The sequence below is a fragment of the Streptomyces sp. Tu 3180 genome (assembly GCF_009852415.1).
Taxonomy (GTDB): Bacteria; Actinomycetota; Actinomycetes; order Streptomycetales; family Streptomycetaceae; genus Streptomyces.
Genome location: NZ_WOXS01000002.1, coordinates 6144818 through 6163723 on the forward strand (window position 1 = coordinate 6144818; position 18906 = coordinate 6163723).

Sequence of the window (18906 nt, forward strand, 5' to 3'; positions counted from 1 at the left end):
CGGGCGTGCCGGGTGTGCCCACGGCGGACCGGGTCACCTGATGGGGTGAAGAGGAACGGGAAGAAGAGTCGGGGATCTTCCCGTTCTGTCCATCCTTGGGCATGCAGTCAAGCAACTCGGGGGACGTGAGGTACGACGATCCCTGGTACGACGCCCTCGCCTCGGGCTGGGGGGAGTCCGCCGACACGGGGACGCCGGCGGTGGCGCCGTCGGCGCGGGAGGAGGCCCGGGCCGCGGCCGACGTCTACCTCGAGGTCCAGCGCAGCGAGGCCTTCCAGGAGGTGCGCAGCCGGTACCGGAGGTTCGTGGTCCCGGCCGTCGTGATCTTCTTCACCTGGTACGTGGCGTACGTCGTGACGGCCACCACCGCGCCGGAGTGGATGGCGCGGCCCGTGGCGGGCGCCGTGAACGCGGGGATGCTGGCGGGGCTCGGACAGTTCCTGACCACCTTCCTGCTCACCTGGGCCTATGCGCGGCACGCGCGGCTGCGCAGGGACCGGGCGGCGCTGGACCTGCGCTGGGACACCCAGGAGCTGGCGCGGGGGAAGGGCGACGCGGCATGACGGGGGACCACCAGACGCTGGCCCTGCTGCTCTTCAGTGCGTTCGTCGCGGTCACGCTGGGCATCACGACGTGGGTGAGCCGCCACCGGCAGGGTTCGGCGGAGGAGTTCTACGCCGGCGGCCGGCTCTTCTCGCCCGCGGAGAACGGTTTCGCCCTCGCGGGCGACTACATGTCGGCCGCCTCCTTCCTCGGCATCTCCGGGCTCATCGCGCTCGTCGGCTACGACGGGATGCTCTACTCGGTGGGCTTCCTGGTGGCCTGGCTGGTGGTCCTGTTCCTGGTCGCCGAGCTGGTGCGCAACTGCGGGCGGTTCACGCTCGCCGACGTGGTCGCGGCGCGCATGCGGGAGCGCCCGGTGCGCGTCGCGGCGGGGACCTCGTCGGTCACGGTCTCCGTCCTGTACCTGGTGGCGCAGATGGTGGGCGCGGGCAGCCTCGTCGCGCTGCTGCTCGGAGAGACCGGCGAGGCGGCCCGGGCCTGGACCGTCGTCGGGGTCGGTGCCCTCATGGTCGTCTACGTCTCGCTGGGAGGCATGCGGGCCACCACGTGGATCCAGATCGTCAAGACGGTCCTGCTGCTCGGCGGCACCGTCACGCTGACCGTCCTGGTCCTGCTGCGGTTCCACGGCGACTTCAACCGGCTGCTGCTCACGGCGGCCGAGCGCAGCGGTCACGGAGAGGCGTTCCTGGCGCCCGGGCTCGCCTACGGCGGGGACTGGACCGCGCGGTTCGACTTCATCAGCCTGGGACTCGCACTGGTCCTCGGCACGGCCGGGCTGCCGCACATCCTGTCCCGCTTCTACACCGTCCCCACGGCGCGGGCAGCACGGCGCTCGGTCGTCTGGTCGATCGGGCTCATCGGCGGGTTCTACCTGATGACGATCGTGCTCGGATTCGGCGCCGCCGCCGTCGTCGGGCCGGATGCCGTGCGCGCCTCGAACGCGTCCGGGAACACGGCGGTGCCCCTGCTGGCGCTCGACCTGGGCGGCGGGGCCGGTTCCACGGGCGGAACGGTTCTGTTCGCGATCGTCGCCGCGGTCGCCTTCGCCACCATCCTCGCCGTGGTCGCCGGGATCACGCTCGCCTCCTCGGCGTCCGTCGCCCACGACCTGTACGCCTCCCTGCGGCGCCGGCGCGGCACACCGCGCAGCGAGGTGGCCGTGGCCCGCCTCGCCGCCGTCGGCATCGGCGTGGTCGCGATCGCCCTCGGCCTGCTGGCCCGCGACCTCAACGTCGCGTTCCTCGTGGGCCTCGCCTTCGCCGTCGCCGCGTCGGCCAACCTGCCCGTGCTGCTCTACTCCCTGTTCTGGCGCCGCTTCACCACACGCGGTGCCGTGTGGGCCGTCTACGGGGGGCTGATCCCCGCCGTGGTGCTGGTGCTGCTGTCCCCCGTGGTGTCCGGCAGCCCCGAGGCCCTCCTCCCCGGCGTGGACTTCCGGCTCTTCCCGCTGCAGAACCCGGGGCTGGTCTCCATCCCGCTGGGCTTCCTCGCGGGCTGGATCGGCACGGTCACCTCGGCCGAGGCCCCCGACGAGGCCAGGCACGCGGAGACCGAGGTCCGTTCGCTGACCGGCGCGGGAGCCGCGTAGGACACCGGCGGAGACGGACGGCGCCGCCATCCGTACGGAGGGAGGGCACGGTTCCCTCCCCCGCCCCCAGGGCCGTGTCCTCAGGCGCGGGTCGCCCACACGTAACGGTGTTCCGGGCGGCCCGCGTCGCCGTACTTGAGGGTCAGCGTGGCCCGTCCCGTGCGCTCCAGGAGTTTCAGGTAGCGCTGGGCGGTCTGACGGCTCACCCCGGTGCGTTCGGCGATCTCCTGGGCCGACAGCGGGCCGTCGGCGTTCATCAGGGACTGCCGCACCAGCTCCGCGGTGGTGGGCGAGTGCCCCTTGGGCAGCTGGGGCTCGGCCGGCGCCGACAGGGCGCCGAAGATGCGGTCCACCTCCGTCTGCTCCGCCTCGCCGCCGCCGTCGAGGGTGCGGCGCAGGTGCGCGTACGCCTCCAGCTTGGCGCGCAGGCCGGCGAAGGCGAACGGCTTGACCAGGTACTGCAGGGCACCGTGGCGCATCGCCGCCTGCACGGTGGACACGTCGCGCGCGGCCGTCACCATGATCACGTCGGTCTGGTGGCCGCGCCGGCGCACCTCCCGGACGACCTCGAGCCCGGTCCCGTCGGGCAGGTAGTGGTCCATGAGGACGAGATCCGGCCGGGGCTGCGTCTCCAGACGGGAGAGCGCCTCGGCCGCGCTGTGCGCCTGACCGGCGACGTGGAAGCCGGGCACCTTCTCGACGTAGGCGGCGTTGACCCGCGCGACCCGGACGTCGTCGTCCACGACCAGGACCTCGATCATCGTGCCTCCTCCGTGGCGGTCAGCGGGGCGCGGGCCCCGGTGAGAGCGGGCTGCGCGCCTTCCTCGGTCAGGGCCTCGGGCAGGACGACGGTGAACTCCGCGCCTCCGCCGTGCGCCTCCGCCACGGTCGCGCTGCCCCCCTGCCGCTCCGCGAACCTGCGCACCAGGGGCAGCCCGATGCCCCGTTCGCGGTGCGCCGGGGGCTCCTTGGTCGACCAGCCCTCGGTGAAGATCAACTCGCGGTGCTCCCGCGGGATCCCGGGCCCGGTGTCCCGCACCACCAGCACCGCCGTGCGTCCCTCCGCGCGCAGCTCGACCTCCACGCGCGCCCGCGGTGCGCCCGCGACGGCGTCGAGGGCGTTGTCCACCAGGTTGCCGACGACGGTGACGAGCCCCCGGGGGTCGACCAGCCGGTCCGGCAGCCGCGTCCGGTCCGAGACCCGCAGCGCGACCGAGCGCTCGGCCGCGACCGTCGCCTTGCCCACCAGCAGGGCGGCCAGCAGGGGGTCCCGGATCTTCTCGGTGACCTGCTCCGCCGTGGCCCGGTGCTCGCCGACGACCTCGCCGACGAACTCCACGGCGTCGTCGTACATCTCCAGTTCGAGCAGCCCCAGCAGCGTGTGCATGCGGTTGGCGTGCTCGTGGTCCTGGGCGCGCAGCGCGTCGATCAGGCCGCGGGTGGAGTCCAGTTCCCGGCCCAGCCGGTCCAGTTCGGTGCGGTCGCGCAGGGTCGCGACGGCGCCGCCGTCGTCGGTCGGCATGCGGTTGGCGACCAGGACGCGCTGCCCCCGGACGGTGAGCAGGTCGGTGCCGGTCACCCGCCCGGCCAGCACATCGGCCGTGCGTCCCTCGCCGAGCGCCTGGTCGGGAGAGCGGCCCACGGCCTCCTCGCCGATCCCCAGCAGGCGCTGCGCCTCGTCGTTCAGCAGGCGGATGCGGCCGCCGCGGTCGAGGGCGACGACACCCTCCCGGATGCCGTGCAGCATGGCCTCGCGCTCCGCGAGCAGCGCCGAGATGTCCGAGAAGGCCAGGTCGCGGGTCTGCCGCTGCACCCGCCGGGAGATGAGCCAGGCCGCGAGCGCGCCGACGGCCAGGGCGCCGCCCGCGTAGGCGAAGAGCCCCGGGATGGCGTGGATCAGCCGGGCCCGGACGCTGTCGTAGGCGATGCCGACCGACACCGCCCCGACGATCTCGCCGTCGTCGTCGCGCAGCGGGACCTTGCCGCGTGCGGAGCGGCCCAGGGTGCCGTCGTCGATCTCCATGACGTCGTGCCCGGCCAGGGCCTCGCTCGGGTCGGTGGAGACCGGGCCGCCGATCCGCCGCGGGTCGGTGTGCGACCAGCGCACCCCCCGCCGGTCCAGCACCACGACGTACTCGGCCCCGGTGGCCTCCCGGATCCGTTCCGCCTCCCGCTGCACCGGTCCGTCCGGCGACGGTGCCGTGCTCCACAGGTCGTGGACGATCTGCGGCTGCTGGGCGGTGGTCTGCGCGATCGCGAGGGCCCGCCGCATCGCCTGGTCGTCCAGCTGGTCGCCGAGCGGCGCCAGGAACAACCCGGTGGCGAGCACCGCGACTCCCGCGGCGATCGCCAGCTGCATCAGCAGGACCTGGGAGAACACCCGCCGCGGCAGGCCGAGGCGCAGGCGGCGTGCGGGAGGAGTGGGGCTCATACCCACGACGGTACGTGGGCGGGCGCGGGACGCCGCAGGGGTGTGGCGTGGATCTCGTGCGCGCAGGACGGTCAGCCCACCAGCGCCGCCACGGTCACCTCGCGGACCGCCAGCACGTCCATCCGCGCGGGCGAGCCCAGCACCGACCCGCAGCTCTCCGGGCGGGGCGGAAGGGACGCGCCCCGGGCGACCTCGACCAGCCACCGGCGCCCGTCCGCGTGGGCGACGGTCACCTCCCAGTGCCCGGCCGCGCCGTCCGTCCGCACGACGTCCAGGACCTGCGCGGCGTGCTCGCCGATCGCACCGCGCACGGCCAGCTCGGCCGCCTGGCCGGGGCGCTCCCAGGCGGAGTTCCCGCGGCACCCCTCGACCACGATCCGGCCCTCCCGCGCGCCGTGCAGCACCTCCTTGACGGCATGTGCCCCGGTCCTGCCGTACGCGTAGCCGTGGGGCAGGACGAGCACCGTGGGGGAGAAGCGGTGACCGCCCAGATGGGTGACCTCCCAGACGCCCTCGACCCCGGAGGCGGCGAGTTCGGCCGCCAGGGGCCGCCCGAGGAGGGCGCAGCAGCGGTCGCGCTTGCCGTTGGTGCAGACGAGGGCGAGGGGGTCGCCCTCGTGGGGCCGTCCGCCGAGCGCCGTGCCGAAGGTGGCGGGCTCGCCCCTGCCGAGTGCGGCGAAGTCGAGGTCGAGCAGCCGTTCGGGGTCGGTGATCGTGGCGGTGTACAGCCATACGCGTCCCGGAACGGTGTGCCCCACGTACACCCGGCGCGTGGCGGGCACGCGGCAGTCCGCGTGGCGCCCCGGGCGGCGTATGAGCGCGATGCGCACCCCGGTGCCCTTCGCGGCCGCCTCCAGGGCGCGGCCCAGCGCGGGATCGAGGTGGCTCGACGTGAGCGCCTTGGCACCCCACGGGCCGGGCTGCTCCAGCAGCAGCCAGGTCCTCGCGGTGGCCGCGGTTCCCGCGACCGGCTCGTCGAGCTCGCGGGAGACGGTTGAGCACGTACTCACGGAGGTAAGCCTAACCTGACTTCCTCACAAGTGACTTCTCATCCCCCTCGTGTCGTGCTCGGGCAGCGGCCGGGGCGGCTTCGGGCCCGCGTACAGCCCGCTGGGGCGCATGCGCAGGGGGCGCTCGCCGTACTCCTCGAGGGCGTGCGCGATCCATCCCGCCGTACGGGCGACGGCGAAGATCGTCTCTCCCGCGGTGGCCGGCATGGCGCACGAGGCGGTCAGAACGGCCAGGGCCAGGTCGACGTTGGCGTGCAGGGGGGTGTGGCGGGCGGTGGTGGCCACGACGTCGCGGGCCGCGGCGAGGGCGGGCGCGGCGTGCGGGATCTCCTCCAGGAGGGAGAACAGGGCACGCGCGCGGGGGTCCTCACCGGCGTAGAGACGGTGGCCGAGCCCCGGGACGCGGCGGCCGGCCCGCAACTCGTCGGCGATCACCGGCGCCGCGCCGCCCCGGTCGAGCACCTCGAGCAGCAGCTTGTGCGCGAGCCCGCTGGCCGCGCCGTGCAGCGGCCCCTCGAGCACCCCGAGCCCCGCGGAGACGGCCGCGTAGGCGTGCGCGCGGGCCGACGCGGCGACCCGGACGGCGAGCGTGGAGGCCGCCAGGTCGTGGTCCACGAGGAGGGCGAGGGCGGTGTCCAGGACGCGCAGCTGCGCCTCGTCGGCCCGCCGGCCGGTCAGCCGCGCCCAGAGGCGGTGGGCCAGCGGCCCGGTGTCGCGGTGGTCGGGCCGCACCGGCGGGAGGGCGGCGACGAGGGTCGGGATGAGCGTGCGGGCCGTGCCGAGCACGGCGTCCTCGGACAGGTCGAAGCGCAGCGGGTCGGCGGTCGCGGCGGCGATCGCGGCGACCCGCAGGCGGTCGGTGGGCGTGGCGTGTGCGGGCAGTGCCCGAACGGCGCGACGCGCCACGGCGACCGTGGCCTCGGGCGCGGTGAAGGAGGCCCCGGGGCGGAGCCGGCCCGTCCACAGCCACTCGGCGACCTCCTCGTAGGTGTGCCGGGCGGCGAGTTCGACGGCGTCGACGCCCCGGAAGTAGTACCGGTCGGTGTCGATCAGGGTGAGACGGGTCCGCACGGACAGCTCGCCGCCGGAGCCGCCCGGGCCGCCGACGCTCTCCCGCCTGTTGCGCCGGGCGAGCGCCTCCACCTCCGCGGGGTCGAAGGTGCTGCCCCGCCCGCCCGCCGCCCGCCGGCTGCTGAGCTGGCCGCGGCTCACGTAGGCGTACACGGTCTCCGGCTTCACGCCGAGCAGCTCGGCGGCCTCCTTGGTGCTCAGGCGCCGGTCCGCGTCGGCGGGGGAGGGGTCTTGATCGCGCATGGGGTCACGGTATCCGTCCTGTCTCGACCGAACTCAATGTTGATTCAATCAATATTGACATCAATTAATCAAGAGTGGACAGTCGAATCAAGTTTTCGAGGAGGTAGCTCATGTCCGTCCATGAGGCTGTGGCCCCGCGCGTGGAAGTGCCCCGGGGGCTGGCGGGTGTCGTCGTCACCGACACCCGGATCGGCGACGTCCGCGGCGCCGAGGGCTTCTACCACTACCGGCAGTACTCGGCCGTCGACCTCGCGGAGTCCCGCGGCTTCGAGGACGTCTGGCACCTGCTGATGTACGGCGACCTGCCCGACGCGGAGCGCGGCGCGGCCTTCGCCGCCGAGACCGCAGCCCTCAGGGCGCTGCCCGGGCAGGTGCGGGCGGCGCTGCCCGCCATCGCGGCGGCGGGCGGGCGCTCGGGCCCGCTCGCCGGGATGCGGACGGCGCTGTCCCTGCTCGGCGCGGCGAAGGGGTTCCGGCCGGTGTACGACATCGACGCCGGCCGGCGACGGCGGGACGCGGTCGAGGCGACCGCCGCGGTGCCGACGCTGCTCACCGCGCTGTACCGGCTGGGAGCGGGGCTGGAGCCGGTGGAGCCGCGTGAGGATCTGTCGTACGCGGCCAACTACCTCTACATGCTGACGGGTTCGGAACCGGACGCGGGCCGGGTCCGGGCGATCGAGCAGTACCTGATCTCCACCGTCGACCACGGTTTCAACGCGTCGACCTTCACGGCCCGGGTCATCGCCTCGACGGGTGCGGACGTGGCGGCCTGCCTGGCCGGGGCGGTGGCGGCGCTGTCGGGGCCGTTGCACGGAGGTGCGCCGAGCCGGGCACTGGACACGCTGGACGCGATCGGGACGCCGGAGCGCATCGACGCCTGGGTCCGTGAGCACGTCCTCGCGGGTGAGCGGATGATGGGCTTCGGGCACGCGGTCTACCGCACGGAGGATCCCCGCTCGCGGATGCTGCGCGAGGTGGCGCAGCGGTTCGGCGGCCCCCGGGTCGACTTCGCCGTGGAGGTCGAACGGCGGGTGGAGGCGATCCTGGCGGAGCTGAAGCCGGGGCGGGAGCTGCACACCAACGTGGAGTTCTACGCGGGCGTCGTCATGGAACTCTGCGGTCTGCCGCGCGAGATGTTCACCCCCACGTTCGCGGCGGCGCGGGTGGTGGGGTGGAGCGCCAACATCCTGGAGCAGGCGGAGGACTCCAAGATCATCAGACCGGCGGCCCGTTATGTGGGGGAGTCCCCTCGCCCGTTGCCCCGGTGACACCGGCCGGTGCCGCCGTGACGTGCCCACCGGCGGACCCGCGGCCGCCGGGCGGGCGCCCCGCGTCCACCGGGCCCTGTGCGCGGCGCAACGGCGACGGGCCCCGGGTGGAGGGGAGGTTCACGCCTCGGGGATGTCCGCCTTGGCGCGCAGCAGGGTCTCCCGGCTGATGACGACGATGCGCTCGTCATCGGCGCGTGCGGCATCCGGGGGGAGTTCGCCGTCGAGGACGGCGGTGGCCTCGGTGCCGATGACGGCGAAGTTTCCGTCGCTCAGCTCGAAGATGTCGGGGCACGTCTGCCCGGTGGCGCTGCCGCGCTCCCGGGGTGAGGCACCGACTCGGCGCACGATCTTCAAGTCCGTTCCTAGGTGGATCGAGGGACGGGCCGGGGCGTGCGCCGGACGCCGTGCCGGCTGATGGCCTCGACTCGCGTCCAGTGAAGCTCATGAGTGGGCCCACTGATGCTCATGAAGGGCCGCCGACCGCTGTAAGGAGGATGGCCCCACGCAGTACACAGTCACCGCCCGCGCGAGGATGTTTCTCCCGGGACGGCTGGGGGAAGGCTACATCGCCCGGGAGCCCGGCGTCGTCGGCTGCGCGGCAGTGATCACCCTTCCGGCGTCCCTCCCACCACCCACCACTCCTCGCCGTCGTCGTCCGGGTCCTCGAGCAGCGTGTTCATCTCCTCGATCAGGGCGTTCATCATCTTGCCCAGGACGGCTTCGTCGGACGACGCGGGCAGGCTCTCCCGGTGGTGACGGGTGGCGGCCCAGTACTCCCGGAAGATCTTGTTGCGGGACATCACCCGCACGTGTCCGTACAGTTCCGCGAGGGTCAGCGCCCCGGTCCGGTGGAAGTACAGGGCGTTGACGTACAGGGCGTTGGCGAACAGGTACTGGCGCTGCCTCTCCGGCGGCACGTCGCTCTCGTAGGTGTCCAGGACGGCGGCCAGCGCCGGATCGACCATGGCCCTGCACAGGAGATCGAAGTGGAGCCGGTGCTGCTCGGCGAGCGCCGCCCGCCTGCGGTTCCGCAGACTCCGCCTGGCCAGGGCACTCGCGGTGACCGCGAGGCGTGAGCGTGCGGTGGAGCCGAGCTCCCGGATCCCGAAGTTCTGTGTGGCCATGTCAAATACCCCCGATCAGGCGGCCGTCCGCCGGTCGTCGGAGTGCGGGTCTGCTGGAGGGGACCGGCGAGCGGTGGGCGGCGCTTGCCGCCTCCCAGGGTGCCGAGCGGCTCTGATCGGCGGGAAGGCGGAGAGGAGGCGCACGGAGGGAAGCGAGGGTCGCACGGACCGGCGCCTTCCTCAACGTCTGCCCCGCACACGCCGCTAACAATCGTTCACTTCGCGGTGGTTCCCGTCGTTCGTATCCTGGGGCGTCAGTCGGTTCCCGTCCGTGTACCGGGGCGCGAGCCGGTGTGCGCGTGGGTGTGAGAGAGGTCGTGCGGTGGAGCGGAGCAGTGGCCGGCAGATACCGGTGGTCGTCCTGGCCGGGTTCCTCGGCGCCGGTAAGACCACCGTGCTCAACCACCTCCTCCACCACAGCGGCGGAAGCCGCATCGGCGCCGTCGTCAACGACTTCGGCGCCATCGAGATCGACGCCATGGCCGTGGCCGGCGCGCTCGGGGACTCGACGGTCTCGCTCGGCAACGGCTGCCTGTGCTGTGCCGTCGACGGCAGCGAGCTGGACGTGTACCTCGAGCGGCTGGCCCGGCCGTCCGCCGGGATCGACGTCATCGTCATCGAGGCCAGTGGCCTCGCCGAGCCGCAGGAACTCGTGCGGATGGTGCTCGCCAGCGAGCATCCCGGCGTCGTGTACGGCGGGCTCGTCGAGGTCGTGGACGCCGCCGAGTTCGACGACACCCGGGCCAGGCACCCGGAGATCGACCGGCACCTCGGTCTCGCCGACCTCGTCGTCGTGAACAAGACGGACCGGGTCACGGACGCCTCGCGCGTGCTGGACCTGGTCCGGTCGCTCGTCGACCGCGCGGCCGTGGTGCCCGCCACGCACGGCCGTGTCGATCCCGAGTTCCTCTTCGACCGCAGGCCGAGCGAGGAGCGCGTCGGGCAGCTGTCGTTCGACGACCTGCACCGCCGTGACCACGGGGAGGAGGAGCACGCCGGGCATCTGCACGCCGCGTACGACAGCGTCTCCTTCGCCTCCGGGCACCCGCTGGACCCGCGGCGGTTGATCCGGTTCCTGGACAGCCGTCCCGAGGGGCTGTACCGGATCAAGGGGTACGTCGACTTCGGGCCGCACGACACCCGCAACCGGTACGCCGTGCACGCCGTGGGACGGTTCCTGCGGTTCTACCCCGAGGCCTGGACGGCCGGCGAGGAGCGGCTCACGCAGCTCGTCCTCATCGGGACGGGCATCGACGCCGCCGCCCTGCGCAAGGAGCTGGAGGAGTGCGTGAGCGACGGCGCCCCACACGCCGACGAGCACGGCATGTGGGGCGTCCTGCGCTATGTGCGGGAGCCAGAGGACCCGGCTGTCTAGACCGGCCCCGCCACCACCGACACCGTCTTCGGCAGCGACACGCCCGAGCCGTCGCGGCGCGGGTCGGGCTCCGGCAGGCTCACCGGCGTGCCGTTCTTCTGGGCGGCACGGGCCGGGGCCGGGCCCGCCCAGGCCAGGGCCAGGCAGTCCTCGCCCTTCAGGAACCGCTGGCAGCGCACGCCGCCGGTGGCCCGGCCCTTGCGCGGGTACTGGTCGAACGGGGTCAGCTTCGCCGTCGTCTGGACGGAGTCGTCCAGCGTGCCGCGCGAGCCCGCGACCGTGAACACCACCGCGTCCGCCGCCGGGTCGACCGCGGTGAAGGCGATGACCTTCGCGCCCTCCGTGAGCTTGATGCCCGCCATGCCACCGGCGGGCCGGCCCTGCGGACGGACCTGCGCGGCCGGGTAGCGCAGCAGCTGGGCGTCGTCGGTGATGAAGACCAGGTCCTCCTCGCCCGTGCGCAGCTCGACCCCGCCGACGATCCGGTCGCCCTCCTTGAGCGTGATGACCTCCAGCTCCTCCTTGTTGGAGGGGTAGTCGGGCACCACACGCTTGACGACGCCCTGCTCGGTGCCGAGCGCCAGGCCCGGCGACGACTCGTCGAGCGTCGTCAGGCACACGACCTGCTCGTCGTCCTCCAGGGAGACGAACTCGGCCAGGGGCGCCCCGCCCGAGAGGTTCGGCGTCGGCATCGCCTCCGGGAGCTGGGGGAGGTCGACGACGTTCAGCCGGAGCAGGCGGCCGGCAGAGGTGACCACGCCCACCTCGCCGCGGGCCGTCGCCGGCACCGCCGAGACGATCACGTCGTGCTTGACCCGCTTGGCCGCGCCGTCCCGCGCGAACGGCTCGTCGTTCACCGTACGGGCCAGCAGGCCCGTGGAGGACAGCAGCACGCGGCACGGGTCGTCCGCCACCTGCAGCGGTACGGCGGCCGCCGGGGTGGCGGCCGACTCCAGCAGCAGTGTGCGGCGGTCGTTGCCGAACTTCTTGGCCACCGCGGCCAGTTCACCGGAGACCAGCTTGCGCAGCTCCGCGTCCGACTCCAGGATCCGGGTCAGCTCCTCGATCTCCGCGTTCAGCCGGTCCCGCTCCGCCTCCAGCTCGATGCGGTCGTACTTGGTCAGACGGCGCAGGGGCGTGTCCAGGATGTACTGGGTCTGGACGTCGCTGAGGGAGAAGCGCTCCATCAGGCGCTGCTTGGCCTGCGCGGAGTTCTCGCTGGAGCGGATGAGGCGGATGACCTCGTCGATGTCCACCAGTGCCGTGAGCAGGCCCTCGACCAGGTGCAGGCGGTCGCGCTTCTTGCCGCGGCGGAACTCCGAACGCCGGCGCACGACGTCGAAGCGGTGGTCGAGGTAGACCTCCAGCAGCTCCTTGAGGCCCAGGGTGAGCGGCTGGCCGTCCACCAGCGCCACGTTGTTGATGCCGAAGGACTCCTCCATCGGCGTCAGCTTGTACAGCTGCTCCAGGACCGCCTCCGGCACGAAGCCGTTCTTGATCTCGATGACCAGCCGCAGGCCGTGCTCGCGGTCGGTGAGGTCCTTGACGTCGGCGATGCCCTGGAGCTTCTTCGCCCCGACCAGGTCCTTGATCTTGGCGACCACCTTCTCCGGGCCGACCGTGAAGGGCAGCTCGGTGACGACCAGGCCCCTGCGGCGCGCCGTCACGTCCTCCACGGTGACCGTCGCGCGGATCTTGAAGGTGCCGCGGCCCGTCCGGTACGCGTCCCGGATGCCGGACAGGCCGACGATCCGGCCGCCGGTGGGCAGGTCGGGGCCCGGGACGTGCTTCATCAGGGCGTCGAGATCGGCGTTCGGGTACCTGATCAGATGACGCGCGGCCGCGATGACCTCGCGCAGGTTGTGCGGCGGCATGTTGGTGGCCATGCCGACGGCGATGCCCGACGCGCCGTTCACCAGGAGGTTCGGGAAGGCGGCGGGCAGCGCGGCCGGCTCCTGCTCCTGGCCGTCGTAGTTGGGCGCGAAGTCGACCGTGTCCTCGTCGATGGACTCGGTCATCAGGCTCGTGGCCTCGGTCATCCGGCACTCGGTGTACCGCATGGCGGCGGGCGGGTCGTCGTTGCCCAGCGAGCCGAAGTTGCCGTGGCCGTCGACCAGGGGCACGCGCATCGAGAAGGGCTGGGCCATGCGCACCAGGGCGTCGTAGATCGAGGCGTCGCCGTGGGGGTGCAGCTTGCCCATGACCTCGCCGACGACGCGGGCGCACTTCACGTAGCCGCGCTCGGGCCGCAGGCCCATCTCGTTCATCTGGTAGACGATGCGGCGGTGCACCGGCTTGAGGCCGTCGCGCGCGTCCGGCAGGGCGCGGGAGTAGATGACCGAGTACGCGTACTCGAGGAAGGAGCCCTGCATCTCGTCGACGACGTCGATGTCGAGGATCTTCTCCTCGTACGAGTCGTCGGGCGGCGGGGTCTTCGTGCTGCGGCGGGCCATCGCTGCCGGCTCCTTGCTGAAGCGTGTGACGGGATCTGACGCGGACCATTGTGGACCGCCGCACTGACATAGCGGGACCAGGACCCGGCTCCGGCCGTCCGGCGCGGGCGGGGAGCGGCGGCGCGAGCAGGGTACGCGCACGGGCCGCGGGCGCCGCGGGCGGGGGCTCCGGCGGGCCGGGCGCCGGGGGCCGGTCCCGCGACCCGGCCGTGCCCGGGGACCGGCACCACGGGCGCCCCGTCCGCCCCACGGCCCACACCGGCACCACCACCGGTCCGGTGGCTTCTCGCTCTCGGCGTAGTCGGCCCCGCCGGGGAACTCCACCGGTGGTCCGCACGCTTGCATACAGTGGCAGGACCGGCAGAAACGGCGGTTTCGACGACCGCCTCCGCGATCGAAGGGACGTACATGCCCATGGGTCACACGGCCACAGCCAAGGCAGGCTCCGGCGGCCTGACAGCGACCGAGCACCGCCTGGCCAACGGTCTGCGCGTGGTGCTCTCCGAGGACCACCTGACCCCGGTCGCCGCGGTGTGCCTCTGGTACGACGTCGGTTCACGTCACGAGGTCAAGGGGCGTACCGGTCTGGCTCACCTTTTCGAGCACCTCATGTTCCAGGGCTCCGCCCAGGTGAAGGGCAACGGTCACTTCGAGCTGGTCCAGGGCGCCGGCGGCTCGCTCAACGGCACCACCAGCTTCGAGCGCACCAACTACTTCGAGACCATGCCCGCCCACCAGCTGGAGCTCGCCCTCTGGCTGGAGGCCGACCGCATGGGCTCCCTGCTGACCGCCCTGGACGACGAGTCCATGGAGAACCAGCGGGACGTCGTCAAGAACGAGCGCCGCCAGCGCTACGACAACGTGCCCTACGGCACGGCCTTCGAGAGGCTGACCGCCCTCGCCTACCCGGAGGGCCACCCGTACCACCACACGCCGATCGGCTCGATGGCGGACCTGGACGCGGCCACCCTGGAGGACGCCCGCCAGTTCTTCCGCACCTACTACGCGCCGAACAACGCCGTGCTCTCCGTCGTCGGCGACATCGACCCCGAGCAGACGCTCGCCTGGATCGAGAAGTACTTCGGCTCCATCCCGTCCCACGACGGCAAGCCCGCGCCCCGCGACGGCTCGCTGCCCGAGGTCATCGGCGAGCAGCTGCGCGAGGTCGTCGAGGAGGAGGTCCCCGCGCGGGCGCTGATGGCCGCCTACCGGCTGCCGCAGGACGGCACGCGCGCGTGCGACGCGGCGGACCTGGCGCTCACCGTCCTCGGCGGCGGCGAGTCCTCGCGGCTGTACAACCGGCTGGTACGGCGCGACCGCACGGCCGTGGCGGCCGGGTTCGGCCTGCTGCGGCTGGCCGGGGCGCCCTCCCTCGGGTGGCTGGACGTGAAGACGTCCGGCGACGTGGAGGTGCCGGTGATCGAGGCGGCCATCGACGAGGAGCTCGCCCGGTTCGCCGAGGAGGGCCCCACGGCCGAGGAGATGGAGCGCGCCCAGGCCCAGCTGGAGCGCGAGTGGCTGGACCGCCTCGGCACGGTCGCGGGCCGCGCCGACGAACTGTGCCGGTACGCCGTCCTGTTCGGCGACCCGCAGCTCGCCCTGACCGCCGTCCAGCGCGTCCTCGAGGTGACGGCGGAGGAGGTGCGGGAGGTCGCCAAGAGCCGTCTGCGCCCCGACAACCGCGCGGTGCTCGTCTACGAGCCCCTCGCCCCCGCGGCGCAGGACGCGCAGGACGCACAGGAAGCCGCCGCAGTCGCCGGCACCGACGAGAACGAGGAGACGGCGAAGTGACCGAGCTCGCCACGATGGACTTCCACCCCCAGCCGCAGGCGGGCGAGGCCAGGCCCTGGGCCTTCCCGGCCCCCGAGCGCGGCGCGCTCGACAACGGCCTGACCGTGCTGCGCTGCCACCGCCCCGGTCAGCAGGTCGTCGCCGTCGAGGTGCTCCTCGACGCCCCCCTCGAGGCCGAGCCGGCCGGGCTCGACGGTGTCGCCACGATCATGGCGCGGGCCTTCTCCGAGGGCACCGACAAGCACTCCGCCGAGGAGTTCGCCGCCGAACTGGAGCGCTGCGGCGCCACCCTGGACGCGCACGCCGACCACCCCGGCGTCCGCCTGAGCCTCGAGGTCCCGGCCTCGCGGCTCGCCAAGGGGCTCGGACTGATCGCCGACGCCCTGCGGGCGCCCGCGTTCGCCGACAGCGAGGTCGAGCGGCTCGTCCGCAACCGCCTCGACGAGATCCCGCACGAGCTGGCCAACCCCTCCCGCCGGGCCGCGAAGGAGCTCTCCAAGGAGCTGTTCCCGGCGGACTCGCGCATGTCGCGCCCGCGCCAGGGCACCGAGGAGACGGTCGCCGGCATCGACTCCGCGGCCGTGCGCGCCTTCTACGAGAAGCACGTCCGTCCCGCCACGGCGACCGCGGTGGTCGTCGGCGACCTCACCGGTGTCGACCTGGACGCGCTGCTCCGCGACACGCTCGGCTCCTGGACGGGCTCCCCGGGCCGGCCCCGGCCCGTTCCGCCGGTGGTCGCCGACGACACCGGCCGGGTCGTGATCGTGGACCGTCCGGGTGCCGTCCAGACGCAGCTGCTGATCGGCCGCGTCGGCCCGGACCGGCACGACCGCGTGTGGCCCGCGCAGGTGCTCGGCACCTACTGCCTCGGCGGCACCCTCACCTCCCGCCTGGACCGCGTCCTGCGCGAGGAGAAGGGCTACACCTACGGCGTCCGGGCGTTCGGGCAGGTCCTCAGGTCCGCCCCGGACGGCACGGGAGCGGCGATGCTGGCCATCAGCGGCTCCGTCGACACCCCGAACACCGGGCCCGCCCTGCAGGACCTGTGGACGGTGCTGCGCACGCTCGCCGCGGAGGGGCTCACCGACGCCGAGCGGGACGTCGCCGTGCAGAACCTGGTGGGCGTCGCGCCGCTGAAGTACGAGACCGCCGCGGCCGTCGCGAGCACCCTGGCCGACCAGGTCGAGCAGCACCTGCCCGACGACTACCAGGCCGAGCTGTACCGGCAGCTCGCCGCGACCGGCACCGTGGAGGCGACCGCCGCCGTCGTCAACGCCTTCCCGGTGGACCGTCTGGTGACCGTCCTCGTCGGTGACGCGGCGCAGATCAAGGAGCCCGTGGAGGCCCTCGGCATCGGCGAGGTCACCGTGGTGGCGGCCGAGTAGGCAGCCGCGCAGGACACGCGCGCGGGGCCCTGGTGACCCATGTGTCACCAGGGCCCTCTTATGCCCGAATTGACGGGAGGTTGCCCGTCTGCCCTGTGGGATGCGCTACAAACTCCGGGTTCTGTTTGGGAATTGGAAGCCCGCCCGCTTAGCGTCTTCCGGGCTGTTCGTCGGGCAGTGCGCCGCACCCGCGGCACCGGACAGCCATCGCCGAGTCCCCGTACGGCGCGAGCCAGGGGAGCCGGGGACCCTTGTGCAGTCCCTGGGGTGAATCGGACGCCCGCGCGTGTCGCGAGGGGGTCCGTAGGAGACCTTCCTGCTCCGAACCCGTCAGCTAACCCGGTAGGCGAGAGGGAAGGAAAGGACCAGCCTGTACATGGCGTTCACCCGCGCCACCGGGAAGCACCGTCGTCCCAGCCGGATGCAGCGCGGCACCGCCCGCGCGGCGGGCGTCGCGGCCCTCACCGGCACCGGCGTCGTCGGCTCCCTCGCGGCCCCCGCGCTCGCCGCCGGACCCGCCGTCGCGCAGACCGGCCTCACCCCCGTCGTCACCCTGGGCGACGAGGTCGCCGCCCGGATCGACGCCCAGGCGGCCGCCCAGCACGAGGCCGCCCGGGAGGCGGCCGAGGAGGCCGCGCGCAAGGCGGCCGAGGAGGCCGCGCGCGAGAAGGCGGCCGAGGAGGCCGAGAAGGCCCGCGCGGAGAAGGAGCGCGCGGCGCGCGAGGCCGAGCGCAAGCGCCTCAACACCTTCGTCTCGCCGATCCCCGGCTCCTACGTCTCGACCGGCTACAAGTCCGGCGGCGCCGTCTGGTCCTCCGGCAGCCACACCGGTGTCGACTTCCACGCCGCGAGCGGCACCCCCGTCCACGCGGTCGGCGCGGGCACCGTCGTCGAGGCCGGCTGGGGCGGCGCGTACGGCAACCAGGTCGTCATCAAGATGCACGACGGCACGTACACCCAGTACGGCCACCTGTCGTCCGTCGACGTCTCGGTGGGCCAGCGGGTCACCCCGGGCCAGGGCATCGGCCTCTCGGGCGCCACCGGCAACGTCACCGGAGCGCACCTGCACTTCGAGGCCCGGACGACCGCCGAGTACGGCTCCGACATCGACCCCGTCGCCTACCTCCGGGCGCACGGCGTGAACCTCTGAGGCGCGCACGCCCCGTCCCAGGCGCACGCCCCCCCGCTTCCCGGTGCCCCGGCTCCCCGAGCCGGGGCACCGGCGTTTCCGGGGAGCGGTTGTCCAAAAACACACATGGAATCCGGCCCGGCATCGGAAATTCCCGCGGATTGCAATAGAGTCACGGAAAAGCGCGCCGCTCGTCGGCGTTTCACGGGGATTAAGCCGGAGGTCGGTCATGCGTATTCCCGCGCACTCGGTGTGCACGGCGATCCGGGACGACATCGTCGCGGGTGTCCACGCGCGGGGCAGCCGGCTCACCGAGGAACTCCTCGCCCGCCGCTACGGCGTCTCCCGCGTCCCCGTCCGGGAGGCCCTGCGCACCCTGGAGGCCGAGGGCTTCGTGGTGACCCGGCGGCACGCGGGCGCGTGCGTCGCGGAACCCACCGAGCAGGAGGCCGCCGACCTGCTCGACATGCGCGTGCTCCTGGAGCCGCTGGCCGCCGCCCGCGCCGCGCAGCGCCGCACCGAGGCCCACCTGAAGGTCCTGCGCGGTCTCGTCCGGCTGGGGCAGGAGCGCGCCCGCCGGGGCGGCAGCGACGACCTGCGCTCCCTGGACGGCTGGTTCCACGAGACGCTCGCCCAGGCCGCGGGCAGCCCCGCCCTGACGTCGATGCTGACCCAGCTGCGGCACAAGATCGCCTGGATGTACGCCGTGGAGGGCCCGTCGGACCCGGTGGAGTCCTGGGCGGAGCACGGCGCGATCGTGGACGCCGTGACGCGCGGCGACGGCGAGCGCGCGCGGGCGGCCACCGCGCTGCACGCGGAGCGCGCGAGCGCCGCGCACCGGCTGCGCCTCGCCTCCGCGGCCGCCCGCCCGGAGCGTGTGAGGAACTCGCAACATCCCGTAAACACGCCGAGTCTCCGGAATTAACGCGAGGGCCGTATACAAAGAGGCATTCAATTCGGGGGTTGTTTTCTGCTGCCCGGAAAAGGGAAAGCGAAAGGCCCGCCCGGTGGTCCGGGCGGGCCTTTCGGCGGTGCGGGCGGGTGTCCGCCGAACGACGGGCACCGCGGTCCCCGGCCGAGGAACCCCGACCGGGGAATCCCGATCGCGCCCGGGCCGGTTCCGCGGGAGCGGGGCCGGTCCGGACGCGAAAGGGCGCGTGCGCTCAGACGGTCTCGGGGAGTTCCTCGAGCCCCTCGGAGACCAGCTTCGCCAGCCGGTCCAGGGCGGCGTCCGCGCCCTCCGCGTCGGAGGCGAGGACGATCTCCTCGCCGCCCTGGGCGCCCAGACCCAGAACGGCCAGCATGGAGGCCGCGTTGACGGGGTTGCCGTCGGCCTTGGCGATCGTCACCGGGACGCCTGCGGCCGTGGCGGCTCGGACGAAGATGGAAGCGGGGCGGGCGTGGAGGCCCTCGGCCCAGCCGACGTTGACGCGGCGCTCAGCCATGTGTTGCTGCCCTTCGGTGTTCAGGG

At 73.3% G+C, this 18906-nt stretch carries 16 protein-coding genes and 1 riboswitch; of the genes, 8 read left to right on the forward strand and 8 right to left on the reverse strand.

Features of this window, described 5'->3' with window-relative positions; genetic code table 11:
* Window positions 1-101 precede the first annotated feature (101 nt).
* Window positions 102-563, forward strand: coding sequence for a DUF485 domain-containing protein (locus GL259_RS28500; protein WP_159536154.1), 462 nt, complete (start codon window positions 102-104; stop codon window positions 561-563).
* Entirely contained in the window at window positions 560-2152 is a 1593-nt protein-coding gene (locus tag GL259_RS28505) for a cation acetate symporter (RefSeq protein WP_159536155.1), read from the forward strand. Before GL259_RS28500 ends, GL259_RS28505 begins: the two co-directional genes overlap by 4 nt.
* A gap of 80 nt (window positions 2153-2232) precedes the next feature.
* Here the strand turns inward: GL259_RS28505 and GL259_RS28510 are convergent, their stop codons facing one another.
* The 4 genes from GL259_RS28510 to GL259_RS28525 all read right to left on the reverse strand — a co-directional run bounded on the left by GL259_RS28510 (window position 2233) and on the right by GL259_RS28525 (window position 6907).
* Window positions 2233-2913 (reverse strand): response regulator, encoded by a 681-nt coding sequence (locus GL259_RS28510; RefSeq protein ID WP_159536156.1) that lies wholly within the window; start codon window positions 2911-2913, stop codon window positions 2233-2235.
* Complete coding sequence (locus tag GL259_RS28515; RefSeq protein ID WP_159536157.1) at window positions 2910-4583, reverse strand: sensor histidine kinase; 1674 nt, start codon at window positions 4581-4583, stop codon at window positions 2910-2912. Before GL259_RS28515 ends, GL259_RS28510 begins: the two co-directional genes overlap by 4 nt.
* Before the next feature lie 71 nt (window positions 4584-4654).
* A complete protein-coding gene (locus tag GL259_RS28520; RefSeq protein WP_159536158.1) occupies window positions 4655-5593 on the reverse strand; it encodes a sucrase ferredoxin in 939 nt (312 codons plus the stop codon).
* A 24-nt stretch (window positions 5594-5617) separates the two neighbouring features.
* Window positions 5618-6907, reverse strand: a complete 1290-nt coding sequence (locus GL259_RS28525; RefSeq protein ID WP_159536159.1) for a citrate synthase — start codon at window positions 6905-6907, stop codon at window positions 5618-5620.
* 110 nt (window positions 6908-7017) lie between these two features.
* Between GL259_RS28525 and GL259_RS28530 the strand changes: the two genes are divergently transcribed.
* Window positions 7018-8175, forward strand: a complete 1158-nt coding sequence (locus tag GL259_RS28530; RefSeq protein ID WP_159536160.1) for a citrate synthase — start codon at window positions 7018-7020, stop codon at window positions 8173-8175.
* 120 nt (window positions 8176-8295) lie between these two features.
* Here GL259_RS28530 and GL259_RS28535 read toward each other — a convergent pair whose 3' ends face one another.
* Window positions 8296-8532: a hypothetical protein gene (locus GL259_RS28535; protein WP_159536161.1), complete on the reverse strand. Its 237-nt coding sequence runs from the start codon at window positions 8530-8532 to the stop codon at window positions 8296-8298.
* 251 nt (window positions 8533-8783) lie between these two features.
* A complete protein-coding gene (locus GL259_RS28540; protein ID WP_159536162.1) occupies window positions 8784-9302 on the reverse strand; it encodes a DUF6082 family protein in 519 nt (172 codons plus the stop codon).
* A gap of 322 nt (window positions 9303-9624) precedes the next feature.
* On the opposite strand from GL259_RS28540, the gene GL259_RS28545 reads away from it, so the two are divergent.
* Window positions 9625-10677 carry a GTP-binding protein gene (locus GL259_RS28545; protein WP_159536163.1) on the forward strand — a complete coding sequence of 351 codons (1053 nt, stop codon included), beginning with the start codon at window positions 9625-9627 and terminating at the stop codon, window positions 10675-10677.
* Here GL259_RS28545 and GL259_RS28550 read toward each other — a convergent pair.
* Window positions 10674-13130, reverse strand: a complete 2457-nt coding sequence (locus GL259_RS28550; RefSeq protein WP_159536164.1) for a DNA topoisomerase IV subunit A — start codon at window positions 13128-13130, stop codon at window positions 10674-10676. The genes GL259_RS28545 and GL259_RS28550 overlap by 4 nt on opposite strands.
* Before the next feature lie 408 nt (window positions 13131-13538).
* Here GL259_RS28550 and GL259_RS28555 point away from each other — a divergent pair, with 408 nt between their 5' ends.
* The 4 genes from GL259_RS28555 (at window position 13539) to GL259_RS28570 (ending at window position 18360) form a co-directional block, all read left to right on the forward strand.
* On the forward strand, window positions 13539-14921 hold the full coding sequence (locus tag GL259_RS28555; protein WP_159536165.1) for a pitrilysin family protein: 1383 nt from the start codon (window positions 13539-13541) through the stop codon (window positions 14919-14921).
* Window positions 14918-16306 carry a pitrilysin family protein gene (locus GL259_RS28560; RefSeq protein WP_159536166.1) on the forward strand — a complete coding sequence of 463 codons (1389 nt, stop codon included), beginning with the start codon at window positions 14918-14920 and terminating at the stop codon, window positions 16304-16306. Before GL259_RS28555 ends, GL259_RS28560 begins: the two co-directional genes overlap by 4 nt.
* A gap of 198 nt (window positions 16307-16504) precedes the next feature.
* A riboswitch (cyclic di-AMP (ydaO/yuaA leader) is annotated at window positions 16505-16670 on the forward strand.
* Window positions 16671-16682: 12 nt separating this feature from the next.
* Window positions 16683-17456, forward strand: a complete 774-nt coding sequence (locus tag GL259_RS28565) for a M23 family metallopeptidase (RefSeq protein WP_159536167.1) — start codon at window positions 16683-16685, stop codon at window positions 17454-17456.
* Between the two features lie 208 nt (window positions 17457-17664).
* Entirely contained in the window at window positions 17665-18360 is a 696-nt protein-coding gene (locus GL259_RS28570; RefSeq protein ID WP_159536168.1) for a GntR family transcriptional regulator, read from the forward strand.
* A 238-nt stretch (window positions 18361-18598) separates the two neighbouring features.
* On the opposite strand, the gene GL259_RS28575 is transcribed toward GL259_RS28570, so the two are convergent.
* Entirely contained in the window at window positions 18599-18880 is a 282-nt protein-coding gene (locus tag GL259_RS28575; RefSeq protein WP_003993478.1) for an HPr family phosphocarrier protein, read from the reverse strand.
* Between the last annotated feature and the right edge of the window lie 26 nt (window positions 18881-18906).

What these genes read in the sequence shown, in the direction of transcription:
- GL259_RS28550 (WP_159536164.1), bottom strand. Translation starts at nt 13,130, where the DNA reads ATGGCCCGCCGCAGCACGAAGACCCCGCCGCCCGACGACTCGTACGAG.
- GL259_RS28525 (WP_159536159.1), bottom strand. Translation starts at nt 6,907, where the DNA reads ATGCGCGATCAAGACCCCTCCCCCGCCGACGCGGACCGGCGCCTGAGC.
- GL259_RS28575 (WP_003993478.1), bottom strand. Translation starts at nt 18,880, where the DNA reads ATGGCTGAGCGCCGCGTCAACGTCGGCTGGGCCGAGGGCCTCCACGCC.
- GL259_RS28565 (WP_159536167.1), top strand. Translation starts at nt 16,683, where the DNA reads ATGGCGTTCACCCGCGCCACCGGGAAGCACCGTCGTCCCAGCCGGATG.
- GL259_RS28540 (WP_159536162.1), bottom strand. Translation starts at nt 9,302, where the DNA reads ATGGCCACACAGAACTTCGGGATCCGGGAGCTCGGCTCCACCGCACGC.
- GL259_RS28500 (WP_159536154.1), top strand. Translation starts at nt 102, where the DNA reads ATGCAGTCAAGCAACTCGGGGGACGTGAGGTACGACGATCCCTGGTAC.
- GL259_RS28510 (WP_159536156.1), bottom strand. Translation starts at nt 2,913, where the DNA reads ATGATCGAGGTCCTGGTCGTGGACGACGACGTCCGGGTCGCGCGGGTC.
- GL259_RS28570 (WP_159536168.1), top strand. Translation starts at nt 17,665, where the DNA reads ATGCGTATTCCCGCGCACTCGGTGTGCACGGCGATCCGGGACGACATC.
- GL259_RS28505 (WP_159536155.1), top strand. Translation starts at nt 560, where the DNA reads ATGACGGGGGACCACCAGACGCTGGCCCTGCTGCTCTTCAGTGCGTTC.
- GL259_RS28530 (WP_159536160.1), top strand. Translation starts at nt 7,018, where the DNA reads ATGTCCGTCCATGAGGCTGTGGCCCCGCGCGTGGAAGTGCCCCGGGGG.
- GL259_RS28555 (WP_159536165.1), top strand. Translation starts at nt 13,539, where the DNA reads ATGCCCATGGGTCACACGGCCACAGCCAAGGCAGGCTCCGGCGGCCTG.
- GL259_RS28515 (WP_159536157.1), bottom strand. Translation starts at nt 4,583, where the DNA reads ATGAGCCCCACTCCTCCCGCACGCCGCCTGCGCCTCGGCCTGCCGCGG.